Below are 24,720 nucleotides of genomic sequence, written 5' to 3'. Positions count from 1 at the left end.
TGAGGCCAGTAGCGGCACCACAAATCCCCGGGAACTACACTTTACGGGTGACGGTTGCGCACTAAACCCGCAAAATGCAACGATTCCGGCAATTATTGAGGACATCGCCTGCGGGCGCTGTCGATAAAGCCATCGTTCCAATCAGACTGGGCCTGCTGACTCTATGCGAATGCGCCTTATGTTACTGGGCGGCGGAAATGCCCTTGGGCAGGCGCTGATTCGCCTCGGTGCGGAGGAAGACATCGGTTTCCTCGCCCCCCGCCCACCACAAGACGGCTGGGACGCCGCGAGCCTGACGCAACTGCTCGACGATACCCGTCCGGATGCGTTGATCAATCTCGCCTACTATTTCGACTGGTTCCAGGCGGAGACCGTCAGCGAACAGCGTCTGGCCGGGCAGGAGCGCGCCATCGAGCGTCTGGCCGAATTGTGCCAGCATCACAACATCGTGCTGGTGCAACCGTCGAGTTATCGCGTGTTCGATGGCTCCCGGGCGACCGCCTACAGCGAAAAAGACGAACCGGTACCGTTGGGCCTGCGCGGTCAAGCTTTGTGGCGCATCGAGCAAAGCGTGCGCGCCACTTGTCCACAGCATGTGTTGCTGCGTTTCGGCTGGTTGCTCGATGACAGCCCCGAGGGCACCCTCGGGCGATTCCTCGCCCGGGCCGAGAAAGCTGAAGAACTGCTGTTGGCGGATGATCGTCGCGGTAATCCGACGCCGGTGGACGACGCTGCCCGAGTGATCATTTCGGTGCTCAAGCAACTCGATTGTGCTGCGCCGCTGTGGGGCACCTACCACTACGCCGGGCATGAGGCGACCACACCGCTGGCACTGGGGCAGGCGATTCTCACTGAAGCGCGCGCCCTGCATCCGCTGGCCATCGAAGCGCCGACCGCCCAGGCTCACGCCGCGCGGCCCGACGCTGCCGAAGAACCGCAACACGCAGTGCTGGCCTGCAAGAAAATTCTGCACACCTTCGGGATCAAGCCCCGCGCCTGGCGCGCGGCACTCCCGGGCTTACTGGATAGGTTTTATCGCCATGGCTGACGGCCCTGTTTTAATCACCGGCGGCGCCGGTTTCATCGGTTCGCACCTGACCGATGCCTTGCTTGCCAAAGGTCATTCGGTGCGAATTCTCGATGACCTGTCCACCGGCAAGCGCAGCAACCTGCCGATGGACAATCCCCTCGTCGAACTGATCGAAGGCGATGTCGCTGATGCCGCCCTGGTGGCGCAGGCGATGCTCGGTTGCAGCGCGGTGGCGCATCTGGCCGCGGTGGCTTCGGTGCAGGCTTCGGTGGATGACCCGGTGAAAACTCACCAGAGCAACTTCATCGGCTCGCTGAACGTCTGCGAGGCCATGCGTCAGGCCGGTGTCAAACGCGTGTTGTACGCGTCCAGCGCAGCGGTCTATGGCAACAATGGCGAGGGCGAGTCGATCGACGAAGACACGCCCAAGGCACCGTTGACGCCGTATGCGGTGGACAAGTTGGCGAGCGAGCATTACTTCGATTTCTATCGCCGCCAGCATGGTCTGGAGCCGGTGATTTTCCGCTTCTTCAACATCTTTGGCCCGCGCCAGGATCCGTCCTCGCCGTACTCCGGAGTGATCAGCATTTTCAGCGAGCGCGCGCAGAAAGGCTTGCCGATCACTGTGTTCGGGGATGGCGAGCAGACTCGGGATTTTGTCTACGTCGAAGACCTGGTGGACGTGCTGGTGCAAGCCATCGAGAAACCGCAGGTTGAGGTCGGCGCGGTGAATGTCGGCTGGAATCAGGCGACGACTCTCAAGCAGACGCTTGAAGCCCTTGAAGCCGTAGTGGGCAAGCTGCCGCCCGTTAGCTATGGCCCGGCGCGTTCCGGTGACATCCGCCATTCACGAGCGAATAACCGGCGTTTGCTGGAGCGGTTCACCTACCCGGAGCAGACGCCGATGAGCGTTGGCCTGGCGCGGTTGTTGGGGCGCTGAGGTTTTACACAGTTGTGAAAAAGGCGCCTTGAAGCGCCTTTTTTGTGTGTCGAATATGACCGATGCAGTTCCGTGGCGAGGGAGCTTGCTCCCGTTCGACTGCGCAGCAGTCGCCATCAATCTTGGGGCTGCTTCGCAGCCCAGCGGGAGCAAGCTCCCTCGCCACAAAAGCTGATCACATGTTGCTTAGAACTTGTAACCCAGACCGACCATGTAGATGAACGGATCGACGTCCACGTTCACCCGTGCGCGGGTGCCCGGAGCCACGGCGTTGTTTTCCACGGTGGCACGGGTGTCGATGTCGATGTAGCGCACCTGGGCGTTGATCATCACCTTATCGGTGAGCATGTAGTCGGCACCGACTTCCCAGGCCAGGCCCCAGGAGTTTTTCGCGTTGAAGTTGCTGAAGCCATTGGCGCTGGCTTCGCTGCTGACGTGCTCGTCGTAGATCCAGGTGTAGTTGATCCCGCCGCCGACATACGGCTGGAATGCGGACTTGGCATCCATCGGATAGTAGACCAGGCTCAGGGTCGGCGGCAGGTGTTTCAGGGTGCCGAGTTTGCCGTTGGCGGCGCCGAGCGCGGTGCCTTTGAGCTTCACGTCATGCTCGAACGGCGAGGCCGCGAGCAGTTCGATCCCCAGGTGGTTGGTGATCATGTAGGCGAAGTTCAGGCCCAGTTGCGTGTCGCTGCTCATGGTGGCCTTGCCACCCAGGTCGGCGCCCTTCAGCGGGCCTTGATCGACCTTGACGCTGGAGCTGTCGGCTGTCGGATTGACGGTGATCGCACCGGCCCGAACGATGATATTGCCAGCCTCATGGGCATGGGTGAGCGGGGCTGCGAGCGCGAGGGCAAGCAGCGAAGCGCTGAGCAGGGACTTGTGCATGGGGGCTCCAAAGGACGTTAAAAATGCTTGATGTCCAATGGTAGGGATCCAACTGATACGGTCTTTTGACTCAGCTCAACGAAACAGTGATGGCCCAGATTTTTGCGGAACCTTCGAGGGCCTCTTCGCGGGCAAGCCTCGCTCCTACAGGTTCAACATTGCCTTGTAGGAGCGAGGCTTGCCCGCGAAGGCGTCCTTTCATTCAACACCGAACTACCGGTGTTCACTCCGGCAATTCATACACATAAATCTTCTGCGCCTCCATCTGATACCCGGCATCCGCCAATTCGCTGGTGGACGCCTTGACCTGCAACGCACCTTCGACCCAGTACGGCTGGTACAGCTCATCGAGCTTCACGCCGACTTCGCTTTTGACGTGCACGATCTGGTTCGACGGCGGAGGCGGTACGTGGATGCAGGCGCCGAAATACGGCACCAGCAGAAACTCCGTGGTGCGGCCTTCTTCACTGACCTCCAGCGGTACGATGTACCCCGGCAAGCGAATGTTCTGGCCATCGAGACTTTTCACCACCGGCGCGTTCGGCATGTCCTGTTTGGCGGCCGGGGCCGACTCCGCGGACAATGCGTCGCTCATCTTCGACAGGTCGTGCAGTGGCGTCATGTTCGGCACTTCCGGCGGGGCATCCGGCGGGATCATTTCCGACCAGGTCAGGTCTTTCGGCTCGGCCGCCCACAGCGGCAGAGCAACCAGCATCAACAGCGCAAGCAGAGCGCGGGGCATGTTCAACGTCCTCACAGGCGGATCGACAGGCCATCGGCCAAGGATTGGCGATAAGCGCGCCAGGCCGGCACGCTGCCCATCAGCAGCGCGGCGATCAGGATGCCACCGAGCAGCGTCCATTCATATTCGCTTGGCCAGGCCAGCGGCAGGTACAAACCGTAATTCGACTGCACGTAACCCTGCGCCACGGCGATGCCCACATACAGCAGCGCCACGCCGGCAATCACTCCCGACAGCGCCAGGGCAAACGCTTCCAGCACCAGTAAAGTCGCGATATGCCATGGCCGCGCGCCCACCGAACGCAGAATCGCCATCTCCCGGCGCCGCTCGTTGAGGCTGGTGAGAATCGCCGTAAGCATGCCGATCAACCCGGTCAGCACCACGAACAGCGAGACGACGAACAAGGCTTTTTCCGCCGTGCTCATCAAACTCCACAGCTCCTGCAACGCCACACCCGGCAGGATCGCCAGCATCGGTTCGCCACGGAATTCGTTGATTTCACGTTGCAGCGCGAAGGTCGAAATCTTGTTGTTAAGGCCGAGCATGAACGCGGTGATCGCTTGCGGCGTCAGGTCCATGTTACGCGCCTGATCGGCACTGACCCGACCGTTACCCCGCGCCGGTACACCGTTGTGCCAGTCGATGTGGATCGCTTCCATGCCGCCGAGGCTGATGTGCAGCGTGCGGTCCACCGGGGTGCCGGTGCGTTTGAGAATGCCGACCACGGTGAACGGTTTGTCGTCATGCTTGACCAGGCTGATCGCCGCCACGCCATGGGCCAGCACCAGTTTGTCGCCGAGTTTGTAGTGCAGCGCGTCGGCCACTTCGGCGCCGAGCACCACTTCGAACGGATCGCTGGCGAAGGCACGGCCGTCGGCCAGTTCCAGATGCTGTTGATGGCCATACTGGTAATGCTCGAAGTACGCCTCAGTGGTGCCCATCACCCGATAACCACGATGGGAATCGCCGAGGGACATCGGGATCGCCCACTTCACTTTCGGGTTGTTGGCGAACTGCTCGAAGCTGTCCCAGCGGATGTTGTTGGTGGCGTTGCCGATGCGGAATACCGAATACAGCAGCAGGTTCACCGAGCCGGAACGCGCGCCGACGATCAGATCGGTGCCGCTGATGGTGCTGGCGAAACTGGCCTTGGCCTCGGTGCGCACCCGCTCCACCGCCAGCAGCAGGCAGACCGACAGGGCGATGGCGAACGCGGTGAGGATCGCGGTGAAGCGACGGTTAGCGAGGCTGGCCATGGCTAGACGAAACAAATACATCTCAAACCTCGGACGGGGTGGCGGCGCGATTGAGATCGGCCAGCGACAGGTGGCGATCGAACAGCGGCGCGAGGCTCTGATCGTGGCTGACGAACAACAGGCTCGAGCCGGCTTCGCGGCATTCGGCGAACAACAGGCGAATGAAGTTTTCGCGAGCGTCGTAGTCCAGGGCCGAGGTCGGTTCGTCGGCGATCACCAGTTCCGGCTGACCGATCAGTGCACGCGCGGCAGCGACCCGCTGCTGCTGGCCGATGGACAGTGAATCGGCGCGGCGGCCCAGAATGTTTTCGTCCTTCAGGCCCAGATGGGCGAGCAGGGTGGCGGCGGCCTGATCGACGCTGCCGTGGCGCTGTTTCGCCCGCTCGGCGCGCAGTTTCGAGAAGTGACAGGGCAATTCGACGTTCTCCCGCACCGACAGAAACGGCAGCAAGTTGAACTGCTGGAAGATGTAGCCGGTGTGATCGACCCGGAAGTGGTCGCGAGCCCCGGCAGACAGTTCGGTCAATTCCTGGCCGAGCAGCCGGATGCTGCCGCGATCAGGCTTTTGCACACCGCCGAGCAAGCCGAGCAGGGTGGTCTTGCCGCTGCCGCTGGGGCCTTTGAGGAACAGGGTTTCACCAGGCTCCAGGCGAAACGCCGGGATGTCCAGCAGCGGCGGGTGACCGGGCCAGCTGAAGCCCAGGTCGGACAATTCGATGAGTGCTTGGGTCATGGCGCCGATTTCATGAGGTTTGTCTCGACTTCACATTCAACATTACCCCCTGTAGGAGCGAGGCTTGCCCGCGAAGAGGCCAGTAGATCCAACAGAGATGTTGACTGACAGATCGCTTTCGCGGGCAAGACTCGCTCCTACAGGATTGGTGTCGGATCAGAATTTCAGGGCAGCCGCCTTGGCCGTCACCTCAACCCCTTGCTGCCCGCTCGGGCTGACCAGTTGTACCTGAATCTTCTGGGTAGCCGGGAACGTGTTGAAGACAGTCGCCAGGTCCAGGGTCTTCAGCGCGCCCGGGGCCGAGCAGCTGAATTGGTAACGGGCGTGGATTTCGCTGTGATCATGTTGATGCTCGTGACCGTCCTTGGCTTCTTCATTCTCATCGTCGGCATCCGGTTTGTCACCGAACAACGGGCTTTCCAGTTCTTGGGTCGCGACCACGCACCCGGCGGCTTTCGGCAGGTTGAACAGTGTCAGTGGTTTTTCCAGCTGGGCACGGACGGCGGCGACTTTGGCCTTGTCGGCATCGGTGGTGGCGGCGTGCTCGAACCCCACCAGGTTCATTGCCGGGCTTTCCAGCTCCAGCTCCAGGGTCTGGCCGTCCAGCGCCGCATTCAAGCGACCGACGCCGTGTTCGTGGGCACCGAGGCTGCCGTGCTCATGGTCGTGATCTTGCTCGACAGCCGCGTGGGCGACAGCCAGCGGTAACAAGGCAAACGGCAAAGCGAGCAGCAGACGGCGCATGACGGGTCTCCGAAAAGTAAAATGAAAAATTTGTTATGTAATCTTATAACGAAAGTGCCGAGAGTTTGACCGTCTGCTTGGCGTTGTGCAAGACCCATGGGAGCATGCGAGTCAGGTATGTGCTGGAGCAGACTTATGTTGCGAATACGCGGAAGCATCGGCGACTGGCCGGTGGATTTGACCCTTGAACTGGATGAGGGCGACTGGGCGCAGCTCGGTGCGCAGTTGCAGGCTGCCAAACCCGAGGCGAGTGCAACACCGGTCAAACCGGTGAATCAGGATGATGCGCTATGGCAGATTGCCAAAGAATTGCTGCGCAAGGCCAGGCAATTGAGTGGGCCGGATTTGCTGGAGCAACTGGAAGGGCTGACCGGCAGCGCAGCGGCGGGCAAGCGCTTGTTGGTGCGCTTGCGCCACTGCGCAGATGTCAAAGTGGTGAGCGGCGGGGATACACCGCTCTACAGCTGGATCGAGTAAGCCGCAAAAAAGAGCTTAATAGAGCGCGGCAAACAGCTTGCGACGGTACGTGGTCACCAACGGGTGATCGTTGCCCAGCAGTTCGAACACTTGCAGCAAGGTCTTGTGTGGCAAGCCTTCGTTGTAGCTGCGGTTGCGGATGAACAGTTTCAGCAATGCATCCAGCGCCGCGTCGTATTGCTGACGGGCCAGTTGCTGGATCGCCAGTTGATAGACCGCCTCATCGTCCTGCGGGTTTTTCGCCAGGCGTGCTTTCAGGTCTGCCGCATCCGGCAAATCCCTGGCCTGACCGAGAAACTGGATCTGCGCCTTGGCGCCGGCCAGCGCGGCCTTGTGTTCGTCGGTCTTGACCGCGTCGAGTACGGTTTGCGCTTCACTCAGCTCGCTGCGCTCGGTAAGGCAGCGGGCGTAGAGGATCAGTGCCTTGGCATTGGTGTTGTCTTCAGTCAGCAAGATTTTGAGCGTGGCTTCGGCGTCGGCGAAACGGCCTTCATCGAACAGCGCCTGAGCCTGTTCAAACGGGTCGGCGGCGGCTGGAGGCGGCATTTGCACATGAGGTTCGAGCATCGTGCGCACAGCGGATTCCGGTTGCGCACCGGCAAAACCGTCCACTGGCTGACCGTCCTTGAACAGCACCACGGTCGGCAGGCTGCGAATGCCGAAACGCGCAACAATGTCTTGCTCGATGTCGCAGTTGACCTTGGCCAGCAGCAACTCACCCTGATAGCTCTCGGCGATGGTTTGCAGCATCGGCATCAAGGCCTTGCACGGCGCACACCATTCGGCCCAGAAATCCACCAGTACCGGTTTGTGGAAAGAGTTCTCGATCACCGACTGGTCGAAATCGGCAGTCGTGGCGTCGAAGATGTACGGCGTTTCCTGACTCATGGGGGATCTCGTAAAAGCGTGGATGAGGCCACTATAAGGCTTGGTGGGGGGCGGCTGAAAGCGGGGTGATCATTGAGTGATGTGCTGCCAGGCAGGACGTCTTCGCGGGCAAGCCTCGCTCCTACAGGTCCGCGCTGATTTCGAAATCGCCACCCAACCCTGTAGGAGCGAGGCTTGCCCGCGAAGCTTTTTGCTAACCGCGCCGCGCGTGGTAAAGGCTCACATGCCGAAACTCTTCGGGTTCGGCCAGGTCCGGCAAGGTCATCGCCTGCAGCATCTCGATGCGCTGATACAGCGGATGGCGAAAATCCCGCACCCGTGAATCCGCCACCAACGCTTCCCGGCCACGGCTGAGAAACTCGTCGAGTAGCGGCAGATTTTCCCGGTCGTACAACACGTCGGCCACCAGAATCAGATCAAATCGATCCGCTTCGGCGAAAAAATCCGTCGAGTAGCGCAGCTGCACATCATTGAGTTCGGCGTTCGCCCGACACGCGGCAATCGCCAGCGGGTCCAGGTCACAGGCCACCACTTCCAGCGCCCCGGCCTTCACGGCCGCAATCGCAGCCACGCCGGAACCGGCGCCGAAATCCAGCACCCGTTTGCCTACGACCCAGTGCGGGTGTTCGGCGAGATAGCGGGCCACGGCCAGCCCACTGGCCCAGCAGAAACTCCAGTACGGCGGCTCGTGGAGAATCCGCCGGGTTTCTTCGGGGCTGAAGGCGCGATCCATGTTGTCGCCGTCGATCAGCCAGAGTTTCAGCTCGGTGCCCGGCAATGCACAGGCTACAAGCTGTGCGTCACCGAGCAGTTCACCCAACGCCTGTTGCAGGTCGAGCGGTGCAATCATGGCGCTTTGACGAATTGCAACTGACCCAGGGCCTGGGTCGTCGGCTGGGTGATGAGTTGCGCCGGCAGATGCAGAATCAACTGCCCGGACTGGCTAGCGCGGCCGCGCAGTTCAACGCGAGCGCCAACCGGGAAGGATTCAGGGTTGAAACGCAGGCGAAACGGCAACACCTGATTGGTGCCGATCAGGTTGGCACTGGCGAGCAATTGTTGCGGGCGATCCTTTTCGTCGATCACCAGCAGCGCCAGTTCGACTTCGGCGTCGGCCGGCACGCCCATCAGGGTGCCACTGATTTCACGTTGGTAAGCCGGCAGCGGGCCGAGCTCGGCAGACGCCTTGGCTTTCTTCTGCGCCTGTTGCGGCGCTGGGCCTGGTGTTGGTGGCTGGGGCTTGGGTGCATCGCTGCCACAGGCCACCAGCAGGCTGAAAAGACTGAGCAAAACGAGCGGTCGTAACGACATTGGCGGCTCCAGCAAGGTGAAAACATTATAGCCCGTCTGTATACCGCAAACCCTATGGCTTGTCTTGCCACGGGGATGCGCTACCATGGCCCTCCCATTTTTTGTTGCCTGCCACCATGCACTGTCCCTTCTGCGGTGCCAACGACACCAAGGTCATCGACTCGCGTCTGGTCGCCGAGGGCGAACAGGTGCGCCGCCGGCGTGAATGCCTGGCCTGCGGCGAACGCTTCACGACGTTCGAAACCGCTGAACTGGTGTTGCCGCGCCTGATCAAAACCGACGGCAGTCGCCAGCCGTTCGACGAAGAAAAACTTCGTGCCGGCATGCAGCGAGCGCTGGAGAAGCGCCCGGTGAGTGTCGAGCGCCTGGAATCGTCGCTGGTGCACATCAAACACAAGCTGCGCGCCACTGGTGAGCGCGAGGTCAAATCCCTCGTGGTCGGCGAACTGGTGATGGCCGAGCTGAAAAAGCTTGATGAAGTCGCCTATATCCGCTTCGCTTCGGTGTACCGACGCTTCCAGGACCTCAACGAGTTCCGCGAAGAGATCGATCGCCTCGCCCGTGAACCGGTGAAAGAATGACCACCTCCCCGGAACAAGCCATCCTCGACGCCCATTACATGGCCCGTGCCCTGGAACTGGCGCGCAAAGGTCATTACACGACGCACCCCAACCCGCGGGTTGGCTGCGTGGTGGTGCGTGACGGGCAGATTGTCGGCGAAGGCTGGCATGTGCGCGCCGGCGAGCCCCATGCCGAAGTCCACGCCTTGCGTGCCGCCGGTGACAAGGCGCGAGGCGCCACGGCTTACGTGACCCTGGAACCGTGCAGCCACCACGGACGTACACCGCCCTGCGCCGATGCGCTGGTGAATGCCGGTGTGGCGCGCGTCGTTGCGGCGATGCAGGACCCGAACCCGGAAGTTGCCGGTCGCGGTCTGCAACGTCTGGCCCAGGCGGGAATCGCCACCGAAAGCGGCGTGCTGGAAGGTGAGGCGCGCAAGCTCAATGAAGGCTTCCTCAAGCGCATGGAACACGGCTTGCCGTTCGTGCGGGTCAAGTTGGCCATGAGCCTCGACGGTCGCACAGCGATGGAAAGCGGCGAGAGCCAATGGATTACCGGCCCGGCGGCGCGCTCGGCGGTACAACGGCTGCGCGCGCAGGCCAGCGTGGTGCTGACCGGCGCCGACACGGTGCTGGCGGACAATGCCCGCTTGACCGTGCGTGCCGATGAATTGGGCCTCGATCCCGAACAAACCGCCTTGGCCATGAGCCGTCCGCCACTGCGCGTGCTGATCGACGGTCGCCTGCGGGTGCCGCTGGACGCGCCGTTTTTCAAGGCTGGTCCGGCGTTGGTTGCGACGTGCATGGCGATCGAAGAGCAATACGCCAACGGTCCGGAGTGCCTGATCGTGGCGGGCGACGATGGCCAGGTCGACCTGCGCAAGTTGCTGGTTGAACTGGCTGCCCGTGACGTCAACGAGGTGCTGGTCGAAGCCGGTCCGCGTCTGGCCGGGGCGTTTGCTCAGCAAGGGTTGGTGGACGAGTTCCAGATTTTCATTGCCGGCAAGTTTCTCGGCTCCACGGCGCGACCGTTGCTGGACTGGCCGCTGGCGCAGATGAAAGATGCGCCCGAGCTCAAAATTACCGAAATCCGCGCGGTTGGCGATGACTGGCGAGTCATTGCCATACCTGTCCCAACGGTCAGCGTATAATTCCCGGCTGCAGCCCAGAAGGCCCTGTTCTCGAGGAGGACTCCATGTTTACCGGCATCATCGAATCCATCGGCAGTATTCGTGCATTGACCCCAAAAGGCGGAGATGTGCGGGTTTACGTAGAAACCGGCAAGCTCGACCTGAGCGACGTCAAACTGGGCGACAGCATTGCCGTCAACGGCGTGTGCCTGACGGCGGTTGAACTGCCGGGCAATGGCTTTGCGGCGGACGTCAGTCGCGAAACCCTCGACTGCACCGCCATGAATGACCTCAAGAGCGGCAGCCCAGTGAATCTGGAAAAAGCCCTGACCCCGACCACCCGCCTCGGTGGGCACTTGGTCAGCGGTCACGTCGATGGTGTCGGCGAAGTGGTCTCGCGCACCGACAATGCCCGCGCCGTGGAATTTCGCATCCGTGCGCCGAAAGAACTGGCCAAGTACATCGCCCATAAAGGTTCGATCACCGTCGACGGCACCAGCCTGACGGTGAACGCGGTCGATGGTGCCGAATTCCTGCTGACGATCATTCCGCACACCCTGAGTGAAACCATCATGGCTTCTTACAAGCCAGGTCGCCGGGTGAACCTGGAGGTCGATCTGCTGGCCCGTTATCTGGAGCGCCTGCTGCTGGGTGACAAAGCTGCTGAGCCTGGCTCTTCGCAGAAGTCTGGCGGCACTATTACTGAAAGCTTTCTGGCCCAAAACGGCTACCTCAAATCCTGACTCAAGGGGGTGCCTTGTGGCGCTCAATAGCATCGAAGAACTGGTTGAAGACATCCGCCAAGGCAAGATGGTCATCCTCATGGATGACGAAGACCGCGAGAACGAAGGCGACCTGATCATGGCCGCCGAGTGCTGCAAGGCTGAGCACATCAACTTCATGGCCAAGCACGCCCGTGGCCTGATCTGCATGCCAATGAGCCGCGAGCGCTGCGAACTGCTCAAGCTGCCATTGATGGCGCCACGCAACGGTTCCGGCTTCGGCACCAAGTTCACCGTGTCCATCGAAGCCGCCGAAGGCGTGACCACCGGTATCTCCGCGGCCGACCGTGCGCGTACCGTACAAGCCGCTGCCGCCAAAGACGCCAAGGCTGAAGACATCGTCAGCCCCGGCCACATCTTCCCGCTGATGGCCCAGGCCGGCGGCACCCTGGCCCGCGCCGGCCATACCGAAGCGGCCTGCGACCTTGCGCGCATGGCCGGTTTCGAGCCGAGCGGTGTGATCTGCGAAGTGATGAATGACGACGGCACCATGTCCCGTCGCGCCGAACTCGAAGCGTTTGCCGCCGAGCACAACATCAAGATCGGCACCATTGCCGACCTGATCCACTACCGGATGATCCACGAACGTACCGTTCAGCGGATTGCCGAGCAGCCATTGGACAGCGAACTGGGTCAGTTCAACCTGGTGACCTATCGTGATTCGGTGGAAGGCGACGTGCACATGGCCCTGACCCTGGGCAACGTGTGCGCCGAAGAACCGACCCTGGTTCGGGTGCACAACATGGACCCGCTGCGTGACCTGCTGATGGTCAAGCAACCGGGCCGCTGGAGCCTGCGCGCCGCCATGGCCGCGGTTGCCGAGGCTGGCAGCGGTGTGGTGCTGTTGCTCGGTCACCCGCTCGATGGCGACGTGTTGCTGGCGCACATCCGCGAAACCGCCGACCACAGCGCAGTGAAAAAGCCGACCACCTACAGCATCGTTGGTGCCGGTTCGCAGATCCTTCGGGACCTGGGCGTGCGTAAAATGCGCCTGATGTCTGCGCCGATGAAATTTAATGCGATATCCGGTTTCGATCTGGAAGTTGTAGAATACGTGCCCTCCGAATAATGACCGGTTGTTTCCAGTCCTTGATTCGCGGCTAACACATCACTGAGGGATGCGTAGAAAACGCGTCCCGGCTCTTTAAGAGATCTAACGAATGACCCTGAAGACCATCGAAGGTACCTTCATCGCCCCTAAAGGCCGCTACGCTCTGGTAGTGGGCCGTTTCAACAGCTTCGTGGTTGAAAGCCTGGTCAGCGGTGCAGTTGATGCCCTGGTTCGCCATGGCGTGAGCGAAAGCGACATCACCATCATCCGTGCGCCTGGCGCCTTCGAAATCCCGCTGGTTGCGCAGAAAGTCGCTCAGAAGGGCGAGTTCGCGGCAATCATCGCCCTGGGCGCGGTCATTCGTGGCGGTACTCCGCACTTCGAATACGTGGCTGGCGAGTGCACCAAGGGCCTGGCCCAGGTGTCCATGGAGTTCGGCGTACCGGTCGCTTTCGGCGTACTGACCGTTGATTCCATCGAACAAGCCATCGAACGTTCCGGCACCAAGGCCGGTAACAAAGGTGCTGAAGCTGCCCTGTCCGCTCTGGAAATGGTCAGCCTGCTGGCGCAGTTGGAGGCCAAGTGATTAGCGACGATAGCGATCGTTTCAACCCGCGCGATCCAAAGCCTGCGGATGCCGGCAAGCCATCGAAAAGCGCCAAGCGTCGCGAAGCCCGTCAGCTCGCGACCCAGGCGCTGTACCAATGGCATATGGCCAAGCAGTCGCTGAACGAGATCGAAGCGCAGTTCCGGGTCGATAACGATTTTACCGATGTCGATGGCGCGTACTTCCGCGAAATCCTGCACGGGGTTCCGCAGTTCAAGACCGAGATCGACACCGCGCTCAAGCCTTGCCTGGACTTGACCATCGAAGAGCTGGACCCGGTTGAACTGGCGGTTCTGCGCCTGTCCACATGGGAACTGCTCAAGCGTGTCGACGTGCCATACCGCGTGGTGATCAACGAAGGTATCGAACTGGCCAAGGTCTTCGGCTCCACCGACGGCCACAAGTTCGTCAACGGTGTGCTCGACAAGCTGGCCCCGCGTCTGCGTGAAGCCGAAGTGAAGGCGTTCAAGCGCTGATTGGCGCTTGAACTGCCATTGCCATGGGTGAGTTTGAGCTGATCCGCAACTTCTTCGCCGCCGCGCCTTGCGCGCAGGGCGGTGAAGGCGTTGCCCTCGGGATCGGCGACGACTGCGCCTTGCTGGCTATTCCTCCCGGGGAGCAGTTGGCGATTTCTACCGATACGCTGGTGGCCGGTGTGCATTTCGCCGACCCCTGCGATCCGTTTCTGCTCGGCCAGCGCTCGCTGGCCGTGGCCGTCAGCGACCTGGCCGCCATGGGCGCCACCCCCGTTGCCTTTACCCTTGCCTTGACCTTGCCGACCGGGACTTCCGATTGGCTGGAAGCGTTCGCCCGTGGTTTGAACCTCATGGCGCAGAATTGCCGTGTGGCACTGGTGGGCGGCGATACCACTCGCGGGCCGTTGAGCCTGACCATGACCGTGTTCGGCCGGGTGCCGACCGGTCTGGCGTTGACCCGCAGCGGCGCACGGCCGGGCGATTTACTCTGTGTGGGCGGTGAACTGGGTAACGGCGCGGGCGCATTGCCGCTGGTGCTCGGCCAGCGGACTGCGGACGCGGCCATCGCCGATCCATTGCTGGCCCACTACTGGTCGCCGCAACCGCAACTGGCGTTGGGCCAGGCCTTGCGTGGCAAGGCCACCGCCGCGCTGGACATCTCCGACGGCCTGCTCGCCGACTGCGGGCATATTGCCCTGGCGTCGAAAGTCGGGATTCGGGTAGAGCGCAGCAGGCTGCCGTTGTCGAAGGCGCTGCTGGCTTTCCTCGGTCAATCCGGCGCTGAGCAGGCTGCCCTGAGTGGCGGTGACGATTACGTGCTGGCCTTCACCTTGCCGCCTGCCGAGTTGCCATCGTTACTGGCGGACGGCTGGCCGATCCATGTGCTCGGGCAGGTGGTTGCAGGGCAGGGCGTGATTCTGCTGGACGCCGACGGACACGACATCACCCCGCCAATCCGGGGTTACCAACATTTTCGGGAGACACCGTGACAGATCATCCCAAACAGGTTCCGTCGGAGTTCGTACCACCGTCGGTCTGGCGCAATCCATGGCATTTCCTGGCGTTCGGCTTCGGCTCGGGCACCCTGCCAAAAGCGCCGGGCACCTGGGGTTCGTTAGTGGCGTTACCCTTTATTCCGTTGTGGCAGATGCTGCCCGACTGGGGCTACTGGCTGATGCTCGGCATCACCATGCTGTTCGGCTTCTGGCTGTGCGGCAAGGTCGCCGACGATTTGCGCGTGCACGACCATGAAGGCATCGTCTGGGACGAAATGGTCGGGATGTGGATCACCCTGTGGTTGGTGCCGCAAGGTTGGTATTGGTTGCTGGCGGGGTTCCTGATGTTCCGCTTCTTCGACATCCTCAAGCCGTGGCCGATTCGCTGGATCGACCGGCATGTGCACGGTGGCGTCGGGATCATGCTCGACGACGTGCTTGCGGGGGTGTTCGCGTGGTTGGCGATGCAAGGGCTGGTCTGGCTTTTCGCCTGAAGGCTACAGTCGAGGACGAAAGATGGCCCGCTGGTTGATGGTGATGGTTTTCGCGACGTTTTGCTCGTTCGCCCAGGCGGGGGATGCACCGACGACGCCGTCCGTGATTCACCTGGCCAGCGAAGCGTGGGAAGACTTTACCGCCGCCGATGGTCGTGGTTTGGGCTGGGACGTGTTGCGCGAAGTGTTCGAGCCTGCGGGCGTCAAACTGGATATTCGAATCGAACCGTATACACGCGCCACGGGCCTGGCACAGCGTGGCGAAGTGGACGCGTGTGTCGGTGCCTATCGGGATGAAGTCAGTGACGTGCTCTATCCGCGCTGGAGTTTCGATACCGATCCGATCTATGCACTGGGCCTGGCCACCAATCCGGCGCCGACCCCGGAAAATCTTGGCAATTACCGTTTGGCCTGGGTACGCGGCTACAAGTACCAGGCTTACCTGCCCAACGTGCAGCGCTATAACGAAGTCGCGCGGCGTACCGGGATTCTGCCGATGCTGATCCACAACCACGTCGACTACTACATTGACGCGCTGGACGAGGTTAACTCTATCGTCAGCCGAGCCAAGGATCCGTCGCAGTTCCGCCGCACGCACATCGCGGATTTACCGCTGTACCTGTGCTTCGCCGATACCCCTCGGGCACGGCAGTTGATGGTGCTGTTCGACCAGCGTATGGAATTGCTGGTAAAAAGCGGTCAGCTGAAACCGGTCTTCGAACGCTGGAAACAGCCCTATCCGTTCGGCTCGAAATGAAAACGTTCAATGCGGGCGCGGGGCAGATATCAAACTTTTTGATCGTTATGGCCGATAATTCAGCCTAAGCGTCTGTAGGAACGTGCTGTTACAATGCCGCCTCTGCGAATCTTCAGTACTTATAGATCAGGAGCACACCGGTGCCTGTCGTTTTTGTCGCCGCTTCCAAGCTGCCAACGCCTTTTGCGCAATTCACCATGCACGGCTTTCTCGATGAAGAGAACGGGCGCGAGCACGTGGTGTTGAGTCTGGGTGAGATCGCCGACGGTGCACCGGTACTCGGCCGGTTGCACTCCGAATGCCTGACCGGCGATGCCTTGTTCAGCCAGCGTTGCGACTGCGGTTCGCAACTCGAGGCGGCGTTGCAGGCGATCGCCCGTGAAGGCCGTGGCGTATTGCTCTACTTGCGTCAGGAAGGCCGTGGCATTGGCCTGCTGAACAAGATCCGCGCTTATGAATTGCAGGACGGCGGTGCTGACACCGTTGAAGCCAACGAGCGTCTGGGTTTCGCCGCCGATCAGCGCGACTACGCCATGTGCCTGCCAATGCTGGAGCACCTGGGCGTGAAGTCCCTGCGTCTGATGACCAACAACCCACGCAAGGTCAAAGCCTTGACCGACATGGGCATTGTGGTGGCCGAGCGCGTGCCGTTGCATACCGGGCACAACCCGCATAACAAACTCTACCTGGCGACCAAGGCCAGCAAGCTCGACCACATGATGGGCAACGAGCACCAGGGCGAGGCTGACAGGGCGTGACCCGCGGTCAGGTACGGCGACGACTGGCCGTCAACTGGTGGCAATATCTGGCGTTGGCCTTGCTGCCGCTGTTCGTGGTCAATGGCTTATTCGGCCAAAGCGAGGCGATTCTGCCGGTGCTGGCCATGCCGTTTTTCATTGCCGGTGTGGCGTCGATGTTTGTCAGCCTGAAGTTCTTTGGCGGTTACAAACATGCGCTGATCGCGACCCAAAAAGCCCTCGATACCCCTGAAGAACCCGCCGCCTGGATCGCCCTGGCCGCGAAACGCCGTGCTGCGTTTCTGGTCGCTGGCCTGCCCGCCTGGATCGGCGCACTGGCAGTCTTCGTTGGTCTGGAAGCCGTGCCGCTGATGCTGCTGGCGTTGTCGACGGTGGTGCTGTTCTACCTCTACCGTATCCCGCGTCAACTCGGCTGATGCGCTGCGTCTGGCTGGCAGTCCTGTTGCTGGCCATCGGTGGTCCGGCAGCTGCGGCCGAGCGGGTTGTCAGCCTGGCACCGTCGCTTTCCGAAATCGTGATTGAACTGAATTCGGCTGACCTGCTGGTCGGTGTGCTGGATGCCGGTGAGCGTCCGGCCGAGCTCAAAGATATTCCTTCGGTGGGCCGCTACGGTCAGTTGGACATCGAACGGTTGCTCAGCCTCAAACCTGATTTACTGCTGCTCTGGCCGGGCAGTGTGGGGCCGGCTCAACGTGAACAGCTCAAGCGGCTGAGCATCCCCACCTACGTCGCCGAACCTCATAACCTCGAACAACTCACTGTGCAGATCGAAGCGATAGCCACGCAATTCGGGCGAGCGGAGCGGGGCGTTGCATTGGCCAAAAAACTGCGTCAGCGACTCGACTCCCTGCGCCAGCGCTATCGAAGGGACGAGCCGCTGCGGGTGTTTTATCAAGTCTGGGATCGGCCGCTGTACACCGTGGGCGGTGGGCAGATCATCAGCGATGCGCTACAGGTTTGCGGGGCAAGCAATGTGTTTGCCGATCTGCCACAGCCTGCACCGCAGGTCAGTGTGGAGGCGGTGTTGCAGCGCAACCCCGAGGTGATTCTGGCCAGCGATCAGGCGCAGCTCGAGGCGTGGAAGGCCTGGCCCCAGGTGACGGCGGTGGCGCAGGGGCAATTGCTGTTGGTGACGGATAAAGGCCTGGAACGACCGAGTGGGCAGATGATCGAAGCGACGGCCAAGCTCTGTCAGTTGATCGCACCCGATCTTTAACCTGTGGCGAGGGAGCAAGCTCCCTCGCCGCAGGGTTTTGCATGTAGCCAGAGGATCAGATATTCAGCAATTGCAGGCGCTGACGCACCGCCTCTTCGATCCCGGCTTCATCCAGCCCGCATTCGGCGAGCATTTGCGCAGGCTTGGCGTGTTCGACATAGATGTCTGGCAAGCCCAGGTGCAGCACCGACTTGAGGATGTTCTCGCGGGCGAGGAACTCGCTGACCGCGCCACCGGCGCCGCCCATGATCGCGTTCTCTTCGACGGTCACCAGCAATTGGTGACTGCCGGCGATTTCGCGAACCAGTGCTTCGTCGAGCGGTTTGACGAAACGCATGTCGACGACCGTCGCATCCAGCTTCTCGGCGACTTTCAGTGCCTCGGCCAGTTGCACGCCGAACACCAGCAGGGCGACTGTGCTGCCCTGGCGACGAACCACGCCCTTGCCGATTTCAATCGGTTCGAGGTCTTTCGCGATCGGTGCATTCGGGCCGGTGCCACGCGGGTAACGCACCGCCGCCGGGCCGTTGTACAGGTGGCCGGTGCTGAGCATTTTGCGCAGTTCGTTTTCGTCGCTCGGGGTCATTACCAGCATGCCGGGGATGCAACGCAGGAACGACAGGTCGAAGCTGCCTGCGTGCGTCGGGCCGTCTTCGCCCACCAGGCCGGCGCGGTCGATGGCGAACAGTACGTCGAGGTTTTGTACCGCGACGTCATGAATCAGCTGGTCGTAACCGCGTTGCAGGAAGGTCGAATAGATCGCCACCACCGGTTTGGCGCCTTCACAGGCCATGCCGGCTGCCAGGGTCACGGCGTGTTGCTCGGCAATCGCCACGTCGAAATAGCGCGTCGGGAAGCGTTCACTGAAGGCCACCAGATCGGAGCCTTCCTTCATCGCCGGGGTGATCCCGACCAGACGCGGATCGGCCGCCGCCATGTCGCACAGCCACTCACCAAACACACCGGAATATTTCGGCCCGCTGGCTTTTTTCGGCGCGGCGGCCGGAGCGTCCAGCGGTTCGAGTTTGGTAATGGCGTGGTAACCGATCGGGTCGACTTCCGCCGGGGCGAAGCCTTTGCCTTTCTTGGTGACCACGTGCAGGAATTGCGGGCCTTTCAGATCGCGCATGTTGCGCAGGGTGGCGATCAGGGTCGGCAGGTCGTGGCCATCGATCGGGCCGATGTAGTTCCAGCCCAGCTCTTCGAACAGCGTGCCTGGGACCAGCATGCCTTTGGCATATTCTTCCGTGCGACGGGCGATTTCCCAGGCGCCGGGCAGGCGCGACAGGACCTTTTTGCTGCCTTCGCGCATGCTCGCGTAAGTGCGGCTGGAAAGGATTTTCGCCAGATAGTTCGACAACCCGCCGACGTTGCGCGAGATCGACATGTCGTTGTCGTTGAGGATCACCAGCATGTTGGCGTCCACTTCCGGCGCGTGGTTCAGCGCCTCGAAGGCCATGCCGGCGGTCAGTGCGCCGTCGCCGATCACCGCGATCGCCTTGCGATCACTGTGTTGCAGGCGGGCGGCAATCGCCATGCCCAGCGCTGCGCTGATCGAGGTGCTGGAGTGGCCGACGCCAAAGGTGTCGTACTCGCTCTCGGAACGACGCGGGAAGGCGGCGATGCCATCCTTCTGGCGCAGGGTGCTCATGCGCGCGCGACGGCCGGTGAGGATTTTGTGCGGATAGGCCTGATGACCCACGTCCCACACCAGCCGGTCGTCCGGGGTGTCGAAAACGTAGTGCAACGCGATGGTCAGCTCGATCACGCCCAGGCCGGCACCGAAATGCCCACCGGTCTGGCCGACCGTGTAGAGCAATTCCAGGCGCAACTCATCAGCCAGGGTTTCCAGCTCGGCTTCGCCTAACCGGCGCAGGCCGTCCGGCGTGTTGGCACGGTCGAGCAGGGGCGTGGTCGGGCGCTTACGGGGAATCTCATGAAACGTCGTGGGCATCAGGCGAATCGTTATAGGTATAAAAGATGCGGCAGTTTACCTGATGCATCGCCCCCTGCCCACGCGTTGGTCTTTTTTGGCGGATACGCCGTCAGTTGCGGCGGTCAACGATGTACCGGGCCAGATCGCGCAAGGGCTCGGCTGCCGCGTCAAACGGTCGCAGCGCGTGCAGGGCCTGGTCGCGCAGTTCCAGAGCGTAGGCCTTGGCCACGTCGAGACCGAGCAGCGCCGGGTAGGTCGGCTTGTCCCGGGCGATGTCGGCGCCCTGGCGTTTACCTAGGGTGGCGGTGTCACTTTCGACGTCGAGAATGTCGTCCTGGACCTGAAATGCCAGGCCGATGGCCTGTGCATAACTTTGCAGCGACTTCAGTTCGTCCTTCTCGGCACGGCCACTGGCCAGGGCACCGAGTTTGACGCTGACTTCGATCAACGCGCCGGTCTTGTGCCGATGCATGTATTCAAGGGCTTTTTGATCGAGCTTCAGTCCCACCGAGCCAAGATCGATGGCTTGCCCGCCGACCATGCCCGCCGGGCCTGCCGCCAGCGCCAGGGCGCTGACCATCTGCAGCCGGGTTTCGGTATCCGACGAGCTCAGGCGTGGGTCGAGCAGGGCGCTGAAGGCCAGGCTCTGCAAACCGTCGCCGGCGAGAATCGCGCAGGCTTCGTCGAATTTCTTGTGGGTGGTCGGCTGGCCACGACGCAGGTCGTCATCGTCCATGGCCGGCAAATCGTCGTGCACCAGCGAATAGGCATGGATCAGCTCAACCGCGCAGGCTGCGCCGTTGGCTTGCTCGGCCTTGCCGCCCAGCGCTTCACACGCGGCGTAGGCCAGCAGCGGACGTACACGCTTGCCGCCATTCATCACGCTGTAGCGCATGGCTTCATAGAGGCGGGCGAGCTCAGGGCTCGGCGGGTTGAACAGGGTTTCCAGTGCTGCATTGACGCGGGCCTGGCTGGCTGCCGAATACGCTGCAATCATTCTGGCTGATCCGCGTCGAAGGGTTCCTCGGCCAACTCGCCATCACGCTCGAGCAGCACTTGAACCTTCTGCTCGGCCTGGGCCAGCGCCGCCTGGCAATCACGGGTCAGCCCGATGCCCTGCTCGAAAGCGGTCAGCGAGTCTTCCAGCGACAATTCGCCGTTCTCCAGACGCTCCACCAGCGTTTGCAGGTCAGCGAGGGATTGTTCGAAATCCAGTGCAGCTTTTTTGCGGGCCATGGCGGCTATTTCCGGTTGACGTTAAACCGGCGCGACACTAGCAGACATGGGGGGTATGGGCAAATGAGCTGGGCCATTTGGAGCAGCAGTTCCGGGGTGACAACACACCTTGGGGCGAGGGAGCTTGCTCCCGTTCGGCTGCGCAGCAGTCGCGAGCCTCTGGACGCGGTAGGCCTGAATAAACGCGATGTATGGTTTTGGGGCCGCTACGCTACCCAGCGGGAGCAAGCTCCCTCGCCACAGATGTATGTCGTCTATATAGGTTGTGTGGATTATTCGGCTCACTTTATGAGCCGAATAAGATCGCTATTCGGCTCACGCCCAACAAACACCGTGATTCTCACCGCAAATATAGATGTATCTGATTGTTAAAAAACTGCCGAATGGCTAATCTTCGCGCCTTCAACGACCCTATATTCAGGGTCTTCTGACGAAACGCAGTTTTTTTGATCTGTAACGCGCCGAGGATCAGGCGCCAGGTTTCGTTATGCATGGCAGGAGGCGTCACATGCGTTGGGTTCTTTCACTGCTGATTACGCTGGTCTGCGCTCAAGTGGCGCGGGCCGAGCCCACGGCCGAGCTATCGGAACCGGTGGGTGGTTGGCGCTATCACGGCTTGCTGGACCGCAGTGAAAACCCTCGCGTCGCCTATCCCACACCGCCCATCGACCGGGGCGTGCAGCGCAATCGCACAATGATCGAAGGCCAGCTCAAGGCCCTCGGCACGCTCCGTCCGCCCCACAGCCTGGCGGTCAACGGCAATCCCCTGAATCTGTACACCGACGATCAAGGGCGTTTTGCCCGCCCGTATGCGTTCGGCGCCGGTTCCAACAGCGTCGAAGTGCGCAGTTCCGAGGGCAAGTCGCTCAAGCGCGTTCAATTCTATGAAGCCAATAACCTGCGCACCCCGGCGCGGATTCGCGTGGTGCTGGGCTGGGACGATCCCAAGGCCGAACTCGACCTGCACATCATTACCCCCGACGGCCAGCACGCGTTCTGGGCCAGTCCGGCGATGAGCAACGGCGGTGGGCTGGACCCGGACGGGGTCGATGGCCCTGGCCCTGAAATGTTCACCATGACTGCGCCGATGCACGGCACCTATCTGGTTTACGTGAACTATTGGGGCAACTACGGCAGTGGCGGCTATAACTTCGATGAGAACAGCAACCAGAACGAGGTGATCACCTCGCAAATCAATCTGGTGCTCAATGAAAACACCGTCGACGAAAAACGCGAGACGTTCATCGTGCCCTTGCGGGCGATCGGCGACCTGCTGCTGGTCAAGACTTTCAACTATTAAACATCCCGCACCACGGTTGAATTCAGCCTTGTGAAAATGAGCGTGAACATGAGTGATAACACGATTCCACCAGCAGCTTCCCCGGCCGCCGCACCCGCTGCCAAACCTCCTCGCCGCTGGCCAGCGCTGGTGATCGGGCTATGCCTGGTGGCCGGCGTGGCGGGCGGATTGGGCTGGTTCCTGCACAAACCCAAGGCCCCGCCTGCGCAATTGGCCAGTGACAAACTGGGCATGAGCCGGCCGGACGGTCTGCTCGAAACCCATTCCTTGAGTCAGCTGCCCAAGGATTTGCTGGCCGTGCCGTTCCTCAAGGAAACCCTGACCGAAGATTTCGTCTTCTATTACGAAGCTCACGCCGACCGTCTCGGTTTGATTGGCAGTCTGCGGCGGATTATTTACGAGCATGACCTGAAGCTGCAGGACAGCCTGATCGAGCAGCTCTTCGACCAACCGGCGGATGTGGCGCTGTGGCGTGGGGCGGATGGGCGTCTCAAGGATTTCCTGTTGGTGATGGATCGCGGCGGACTGGCCAAGGTGCTGGAGCCTTTGGCGAAAGTGGCGCTGGATGATTCGCAACTGAGCAAGCTCGGCGAAGTGAAAGTCGGTGCCGACGCCGTCACCCTCTATCAGCTCAACTACAACGCCAGCAAGTCGTTGGTGTTTGCTTCCCATGGCGACAAATTGGTGGTGCTGTCCAATCCGGCCAAACTCTACGACCCGGATAACGGGGCTTTGGAGGAAACCGGCGGCGTTTCGACCAAGGCGATTGCCGCCTTGCTCAACGGCGACAAACTGTTCCCCGAAGCCTTCGGCCTGCCGCCGCGTGCGCCCGAGGTAAAACAACGCCTCTCGGTCAACTCCAGCGTGTTGGCCATGGGTTATCAGCGCTTCATCCCGAACTTTGCCGGCCTGCGTTTCGACATGGATGACAAGGGCTGGCACAGCTTCCTCGCCATGGACGAACTGGACAAGCAGCCGGACTTCGACTTCAAACCGATCTGGCAAGCCATGCCGATGGGCGCCAGCGCTTGCGTGGCCTTGCCGTTGGCCGCCGAACAACAGAAACCGCTGCTGGTGAAACTTGGCGCCGAAGAGTCCGTGGCCCAGGCCCTGACCGAACATATGGCCGGTGCCGCCGGCCTGTGCTGGTACGCCGATTCGCGGCTGTACACGCCGCTGCTGGTGGCCAGCCTGAATGACGATGACAGTGCCAAACTCGACGGTGACTTGGGCAACCTGTTCGGCTCGATGGTCGGTGCCTACGAAGGCAATGTTGCCGAGCACGCATTCCCGGTGGTCGAGAAACAGGACGGTAAAACCCACCAGTGGCAGCGCCAGGTCAGCTCCAACTTCGGCCCCTATAAGGCCAAGGATGCCGAGCAGCCGGACGCGATCACCGGCAAAGCCTTCATGCGCGTCAGTCTGGCGCGCCACGGTTCGACGCTGCTGTTCTCCCTCGACGACAAACTCGTCGACAAAGCGCTGGGCACCCTCGACAAACGCTTCCCGCCGCTGGCTGACGTGCTGCCGAAAGACCTGCTGATGCCGATCTATTTCGGCCCCGACTCCATGGCGCAACTGATGCAGCAGGAAACCCTCGACAGCCTGCCGCAGGACATGGAACCGGTGTTCTACAACGCCGCGCAAACCTACCTGATCCCGAAACTGCGCACCCTTGGCGGCTACGGCAAATACGCCCTGACCTTGCCCAAAGGCAGCGAGCCCGACGGCCATTGGCAATGGCTGCCGCTGGAGTGGAAAGCCCTGTGACCGCACTCATCCGAGGCCTCGGCTTGCTGGCGTTGCTGCTGGGGACCCGCACATTCGCCAGCGAAGCCGCCGCGCTCGACCCGCAGCAATCCCAGGTATTCCGTGCCTGGTTCGTGCGCATCGCCCAGGAACAATTGACCCAAGGCCCGAGCCCGCGCTGGTATCAGCAGGACTGCGCCGGGCTGGTGCGGTTTGCCGCCAACGAAGCGCTGAAAGTCCATGACGACAAATGGCTGCGCAGCAATGGCCTGTCCAACCGCTACCTGCCGCCGGAGTTGCAACTGAGTGACGCCCAACGCGGCCTCGCCCAGCAATGGCAGCAGGGCGGCGGCAAGGTCGGGCCCTACGTCAACGCGATCAAACTGATTCAGTTCAACAGTCATCTGGTCGGCCGCGACCTGGCCCAGGCCCGGCCCGGCGACCTGATGTTTTTCGATCAGGGCGATGACCAGCACCTGATGATCTGGATGGGCCGCTTCATCGCCTATCACACCGGCACCACCACCCCCACCGACAACGGCATGCGCTCCGCAAGCCTGCAGCAACTCATGACATGGAAGGACACCCGATGGATACCCGACGCAGCCAACCCCAACTTCATCGGCGTCTATCGACTGAACTTTCTCTCCCAATGATCGGTGCCCGC

Annotated in this window: 29 protein-coding genes; 18 read left to right on the top strand and 11 right to left on the bottom strand. The window is 61.6% G+C overall.

Annotated elements, in window-relative coordinates:
• Window positions 1–163 precede the first annotated feature (163 nt).
• Complete coding sequence (locus PGR6_RS25410; protein WP_032833719.1) at window positions 164–1,048, top strand: sugar nucleotide-binding protein; 885 nt, start codon at window positions 164–166, stop codon at window positions 1,046–1,048.
• Window positions 1,041–1,970 carry an NAD-dependent epimerase/dehydratase family protein gene (locus PGR6_RS25405; protein WP_064620671.1) on the top strand — a complete coding sequence of 310 codons (930 nt, stop codon included), beginning with the start codon at window positions 1,041–1,043 and terminating at the stop codon, window positions 1,968–1,970. The genes PGR6_RS25410 and PGR6_RS25405 overlap by 8 nt, the downstream gene beginning before the upstream one ends.
• 186 nt (window positions 1,971–2,156) lie before the next feature.
• Here PGR6_RS25405 and PGR6_RS25400 read toward each other — a convergent pair whose 3' ends face one another.
• From PGR6_RS25400 to PGR6_RS25380, 5 genes are all read right to left on the bottom strand, one after another.
• Entirely contained in the window at window positions 2,157–2,855 is a 699-nt protein-coding gene (locus PGR6_RS25400; RefSeq protein ID WP_064620668.1) for an OmpW/AlkL family protein, read from the bottom strand.
• Window positions 2,856–3,078: 223 nt separating this feature from the next.
• Window positions 3,079–3,597 carry a DUF3299 domain-containing protein gene (locus PGR6_RS25395; RefSeq protein ID WP_018925681.1) on the bottom strand — a complete coding sequence of 173 codons (519 nt, stop codon included), beginning with the start codon at window positions 3,595–3,597 and terminating at the stop codon, window positions 3,079–3,081.
• An 11-nt stretch (window positions 3,598–3,608) separates the two neighbouring features.
• Complete coding sequence (locus PGR6_RS25390) at window positions 3,609–4,874, bottom strand: ABC transporter permease (RefSeq protein WP_007933653.1); 1,266 nt, start codon at window positions 4,872–4,874, stop codon at window positions 3,609–3,611.
• A gap of 1 nt (window position 4,875) precedes the next feature.
• Window positions 4,876–5,586, bottom strand: a complete 711-nt coding sequence (locus tag PGR6_RS25385) for an ABC transporter ATP-binding protein (RefSeq protein WP_019650853.1) — start codon at window positions 5,584–5,586, stop codon at window positions 4,876–4,878.
• A 156-nt stretch (window positions 5,587–5,742) separates the two neighbouring features.
• Window positions 5,743–6,330, bottom strand: a complete 588-nt coding sequence (locus PGR6_RS25380; protein WP_064620665.1) for a DUF2796 domain-containing protein — start codon at window positions 6,328–6,330, stop codon at window positions 5,743–5,745.
• A 135-nt stretch (window positions 6,331–6,465) separates the two neighbouring features.
• On the opposite strand from PGR6_RS25380, the gene PGR6_RS25375 reads away from it, so the two are divergent.
• Window positions 6,466–6,807, top strand: coding sequence for a hypothetical protein (locus PGR6_RS25375; protein WP_018925684.1), 342 nt, complete (start codon window positions 6,466–6,468; stop codon window positions 6,805–6,807).
• 15 nt (window positions 6,808–6,822) lie between these two features.
• Here the strand turns inward: PGR6_RS25375 and trxA are convergent, their stop codons facing one another.
• The 3 genes from trxA to PGR6_RS25360 all read right to left on the bottom strand — a co-directional run bounded on the left by trxA (window position 6,823) and on the right by PGR6_RS25360 (window position 9,006).
• The gene (gene trxA / locus PGR6_RS25370; RefSeq protein ID WP_064620662.1) at window positions 6,823–7,695 is read right to left on the bottom strand and encodes a thioredoxin; all 873 of its coding nucleotides are present in this window, start codon (window positions 7,693–7,695) and stop codon (window positions 6,823–6,825) included.
• A gap of 193 nt (window positions 7,696–7,888) precedes the next feature.
• Window positions 7,889–8,545 carry a class I SAM-dependent methyltransferase gene (locus PGR6_RS25365; RefSeq protein WP_064620659.1) on the bottom strand — a complete coding sequence of 219 codons (657 nt, stop codon included), beginning with the start codon at window positions 8,543–8,545 and terminating at the stop codon, window positions 7,889–7,891.
• Window positions 8,542–9,006 (bottom strand): YbaY family lipoprotein, encoded by a 465-nt coding sequence (locus PGR6_RS25360; protein ID WP_018925687.1) that lies wholly within the window; start codon window positions 9,004–9,006, stop codon window positions 8,542–8,544. Before PGR6_RS25360 ends, PGR6_RS25365 begins: the two co-directional genes overlap by 4 nt.
• Window positions 9,007–9,122: 116 nt before the next feature.
• On the opposite strand from PGR6_RS25360, the gene nrdR reads away from it, so the two are divergent.
• From nrdR to PGR6_RS25300, 12 genes are all read left to right on the top strand, one after another.
• On the top strand, window positions 9,123–9,587 hold the full coding sequence (gene nrdR, locus PGR6_RS25355; RefSeq protein WP_007906838.1) for a transcriptional regulator NrdR: 465 nt from the start codon (window positions 9,123–9,125) through the stop codon (window positions 9,585–9,587).
• Window positions 9,584–10,717, top strand: a complete 1,134-nt coding sequence (gene ribD, locus PGR6_RS25350) for a bifunctional diaminohydroxyphosphoribosylaminopyrimidine deaminase/5-amino-6-(5-phosphoribosylamino)uracil reductase RibD (RefSeq protein ID WP_018925688.1) — start codon at window positions 9,584–9,586, stop codon at window positions 10,715–10,717. Before nrdR ends, ribD begins: the two co-directional genes overlap by 4 nt.
• Before the next feature lie 44 nt (window positions 10,718–10,761).
• The gene (locus PGR6_RS25345) at window positions 10,762–11,439 is read left to right on the top strand and encodes a riboflavin synthase (RefSeq protein ID WP_064620656.1); all 678 of its coding nucleotides are present in this window, start codon (window positions 10,762–10,764) and stop codon (window positions 11,437–11,439) included.
• A 16-nt stretch (window positions 11,440–11,455) separates the two neighbouring features.
• Complete coding sequence (ribBA, locus tag PGR6_RS25340) at window positions 11,456–12,547, top strand: bifunctional 3,4-dihydroxy-2-butanone-4-phosphate synthase/GTP cyclohydrolase II (RefSeq protein ID WP_018925690.1); 1,092 nt, start codon at window positions 11,456–11,458, stop codon at window positions 12,545–12,547.
• Between the two features lie 91 nt (window positions 12,548–12,638).
• Window positions 12,639–13,115, top strand: coding sequence for a 6,7-dimethyl-8-ribityllumazine synthase (gene ribH, locus PGR6_RS25335; RefSeq protein ID WP_003228649.1), 477 nt, complete (start codon window positions 12,639–12,641; stop codon window positions 13,113–13,115).
• The gene (gene nusB / locus PGR6_RS25330) at window positions 13,112–13,612 is read left to right on the top strand and encodes a transcription antitermination factor NusB (protein WP_007933632.1); all 501 of its coding nucleotides are present in this window, start codon (window positions 13,112–13,114) and stop codon (window positions 13,610–13,612) included. Before ribH ends, nusB begins: the two co-directional genes overlap by 4 nt.
• A gap of 23 nt (window positions 13,613–13,635) precedes the next feature.
• On the top strand, window positions 13,636–14,601 hold the full coding sequence (thiL, locus tag PGR6_RS25325) for a thiamine-phosphate kinase (protein ID WP_064620653.1): 966 nt from the start codon (window positions 13,636–13,638) through the stop codon (window positions 14,599–14,601).
• Window positions 14,598–15,101, top strand: a complete 504-nt coding sequence (locus PGR6_RS25320) for a phosphatidylglycerophosphatase A family protein (protein ID WP_018925692.1) — start codon at window positions 14,598–14,600, stop codon at window positions 15,099–15,101. The genes thiL and PGR6_RS25320 overlap by 4 nt, the downstream gene beginning before the upstream one ends.
• A 22-nt stretch (window positions 15,102–15,123) precedes the next feature.
• On the top strand, window positions 15,124–15,858 hold the full coding sequence (locus tag PGR6_RS25315; protein WP_064620650.1) for a transporter substrate-binding domain-containing protein: 735 nt from the start codon (window positions 15,124–15,126) through the stop codon (window positions 15,856–15,858).
• A 140-nt stretch (window positions 15,859–15,998) separates the two neighbouring features.
• Window positions 15,999–16,616, top strand: coding sequence for a GTP cyclohydrolase II (gene ribA / locus PGR6_RS25310; RefSeq protein ID WP_018925694.1), 618 nt, complete (start codon window positions 15,999–16,001; stop codon window positions 16,614–16,616).
• Window positions 16,613–17,032, top strand: a complete 420-nt coding sequence (locus tag PGR6_RS25305) for a hypothetical protein (RefSeq protein ID WP_018925695.1) — start codon at window positions 16,613–16,615, stop codon at window positions 17,030–17,032. The genes ribA and PGR6_RS25305 overlap by 4 nt, the downstream gene beginning before the upstream one ends.
• Window positions 17,032–17,832, top strand: a complete 801-nt coding sequence (locus PGR6_RS25300; RefSeq protein WP_064620647.1) for a cobalamin-binding protein — start codon at window positions 17,032–17,034, stop codon at window positions 17,830–17,832. Before PGR6_RS25305 ends, PGR6_RS25300 begins: the two co-directional genes overlap by 1 nt.
• Before the next feature lie 55 nt (window positions 17,833–17,887).
• Here the strand turns inward: PGR6_RS25300 and dxs are convergent, their stop codons facing one another.
• The 3 genes from dxs to PGR6_RS25285 form a co-directional block, all read right to left on the bottom strand.
• On the bottom strand, window positions 17,888–19,786 hold the full coding sequence (dxs, locus tag PGR6_RS25295) for a 1-deoxy-D-xylulose-5-phosphate synthase (RefSeq protein ID WP_018925697.1): 1,899 nt from the start codon (window positions 19,784–19,786) through the stop codon (window positions 17,888–17,890).
• Window positions 19,787–19,877: 91 nt separating this feature from the next.
• Window positions 19,878–20,765, bottom strand: coding sequence for a (2E,6E)-farnesyl diphosphate synthase (gene ispA / locus PGR6_RS25290; protein WP_064620644.1), 888 nt, complete (start codon window positions 20,763–20,765; stop codon window positions 19,878–19,880).
• A complete protein-coding gene (locus tag PGR6_RS25285) occupies window positions 20,762–21,004 on the bottom strand; it encodes an exodeoxyribonuclease VII small subunit (protein WP_007894317.1) in 243 nt (80 codons plus the stop codon). The genes ispA and PGR6_RS25285 overlap by 4 nt, the downstream gene beginning before the upstream one ends.
• Before the next feature lie 508 nt (window positions 21,005–21,512).
• On the opposite strand from PGR6_RS25285, the gene PGR6_RS25280 reads away from it, so the two are divergent.
• From PGR6_RS25280 to PGR6_RS25270, 3 genes are read left to right on the top strand one after another with little or no spacing between them, the layout of a single operon-like run.
• A complete protein-coding gene (locus PGR6_RS25280) occupies window positions 21,513–22,304 on the top strand; it encodes a YfaP family protein (protein WP_018925700.1) in 792 nt (263 codons plus the stop codon).
• Between the two features lie 48 nt (window positions 22,305–22,352).
• Entirely contained in the window at window positions 22,353–24,074 is a 1,722-nt protein-coding gene (locus tag PGR6_RS25275; protein ID WP_064620641.1) for a DUF2138 domain-containing protein, read from the top strand.
• Window positions 24,044–24,709, top strand: a complete 666-nt coding sequence (locus PGR6_RS25270) for a DUF1175 domain-containing protein (protein ID WP_064620638.1) — start codon at window positions 24,044–24,046, stop codon at window positions 24,707–24,709. Before PGR6_RS25275 ends, PGR6_RS25270 begins: the two co-directional genes overlap by 31 nt.
• Window positions 24,710–24,720 lie beyond the last annotated feature (11 nt).

It is taken from the genome of Pseudomonas sp. GR 6-02, assembly GCF_001655615.1.
Classification (GTDB): Bacteria; Pseudomonadota; Gammaproteobacteria; order Pseudomonadales; family Pseudomonadaceae; genus Aquipseudomonas.
This window is presented reverse-complemented; position numbering and strand designations above follow the sequence as displayed.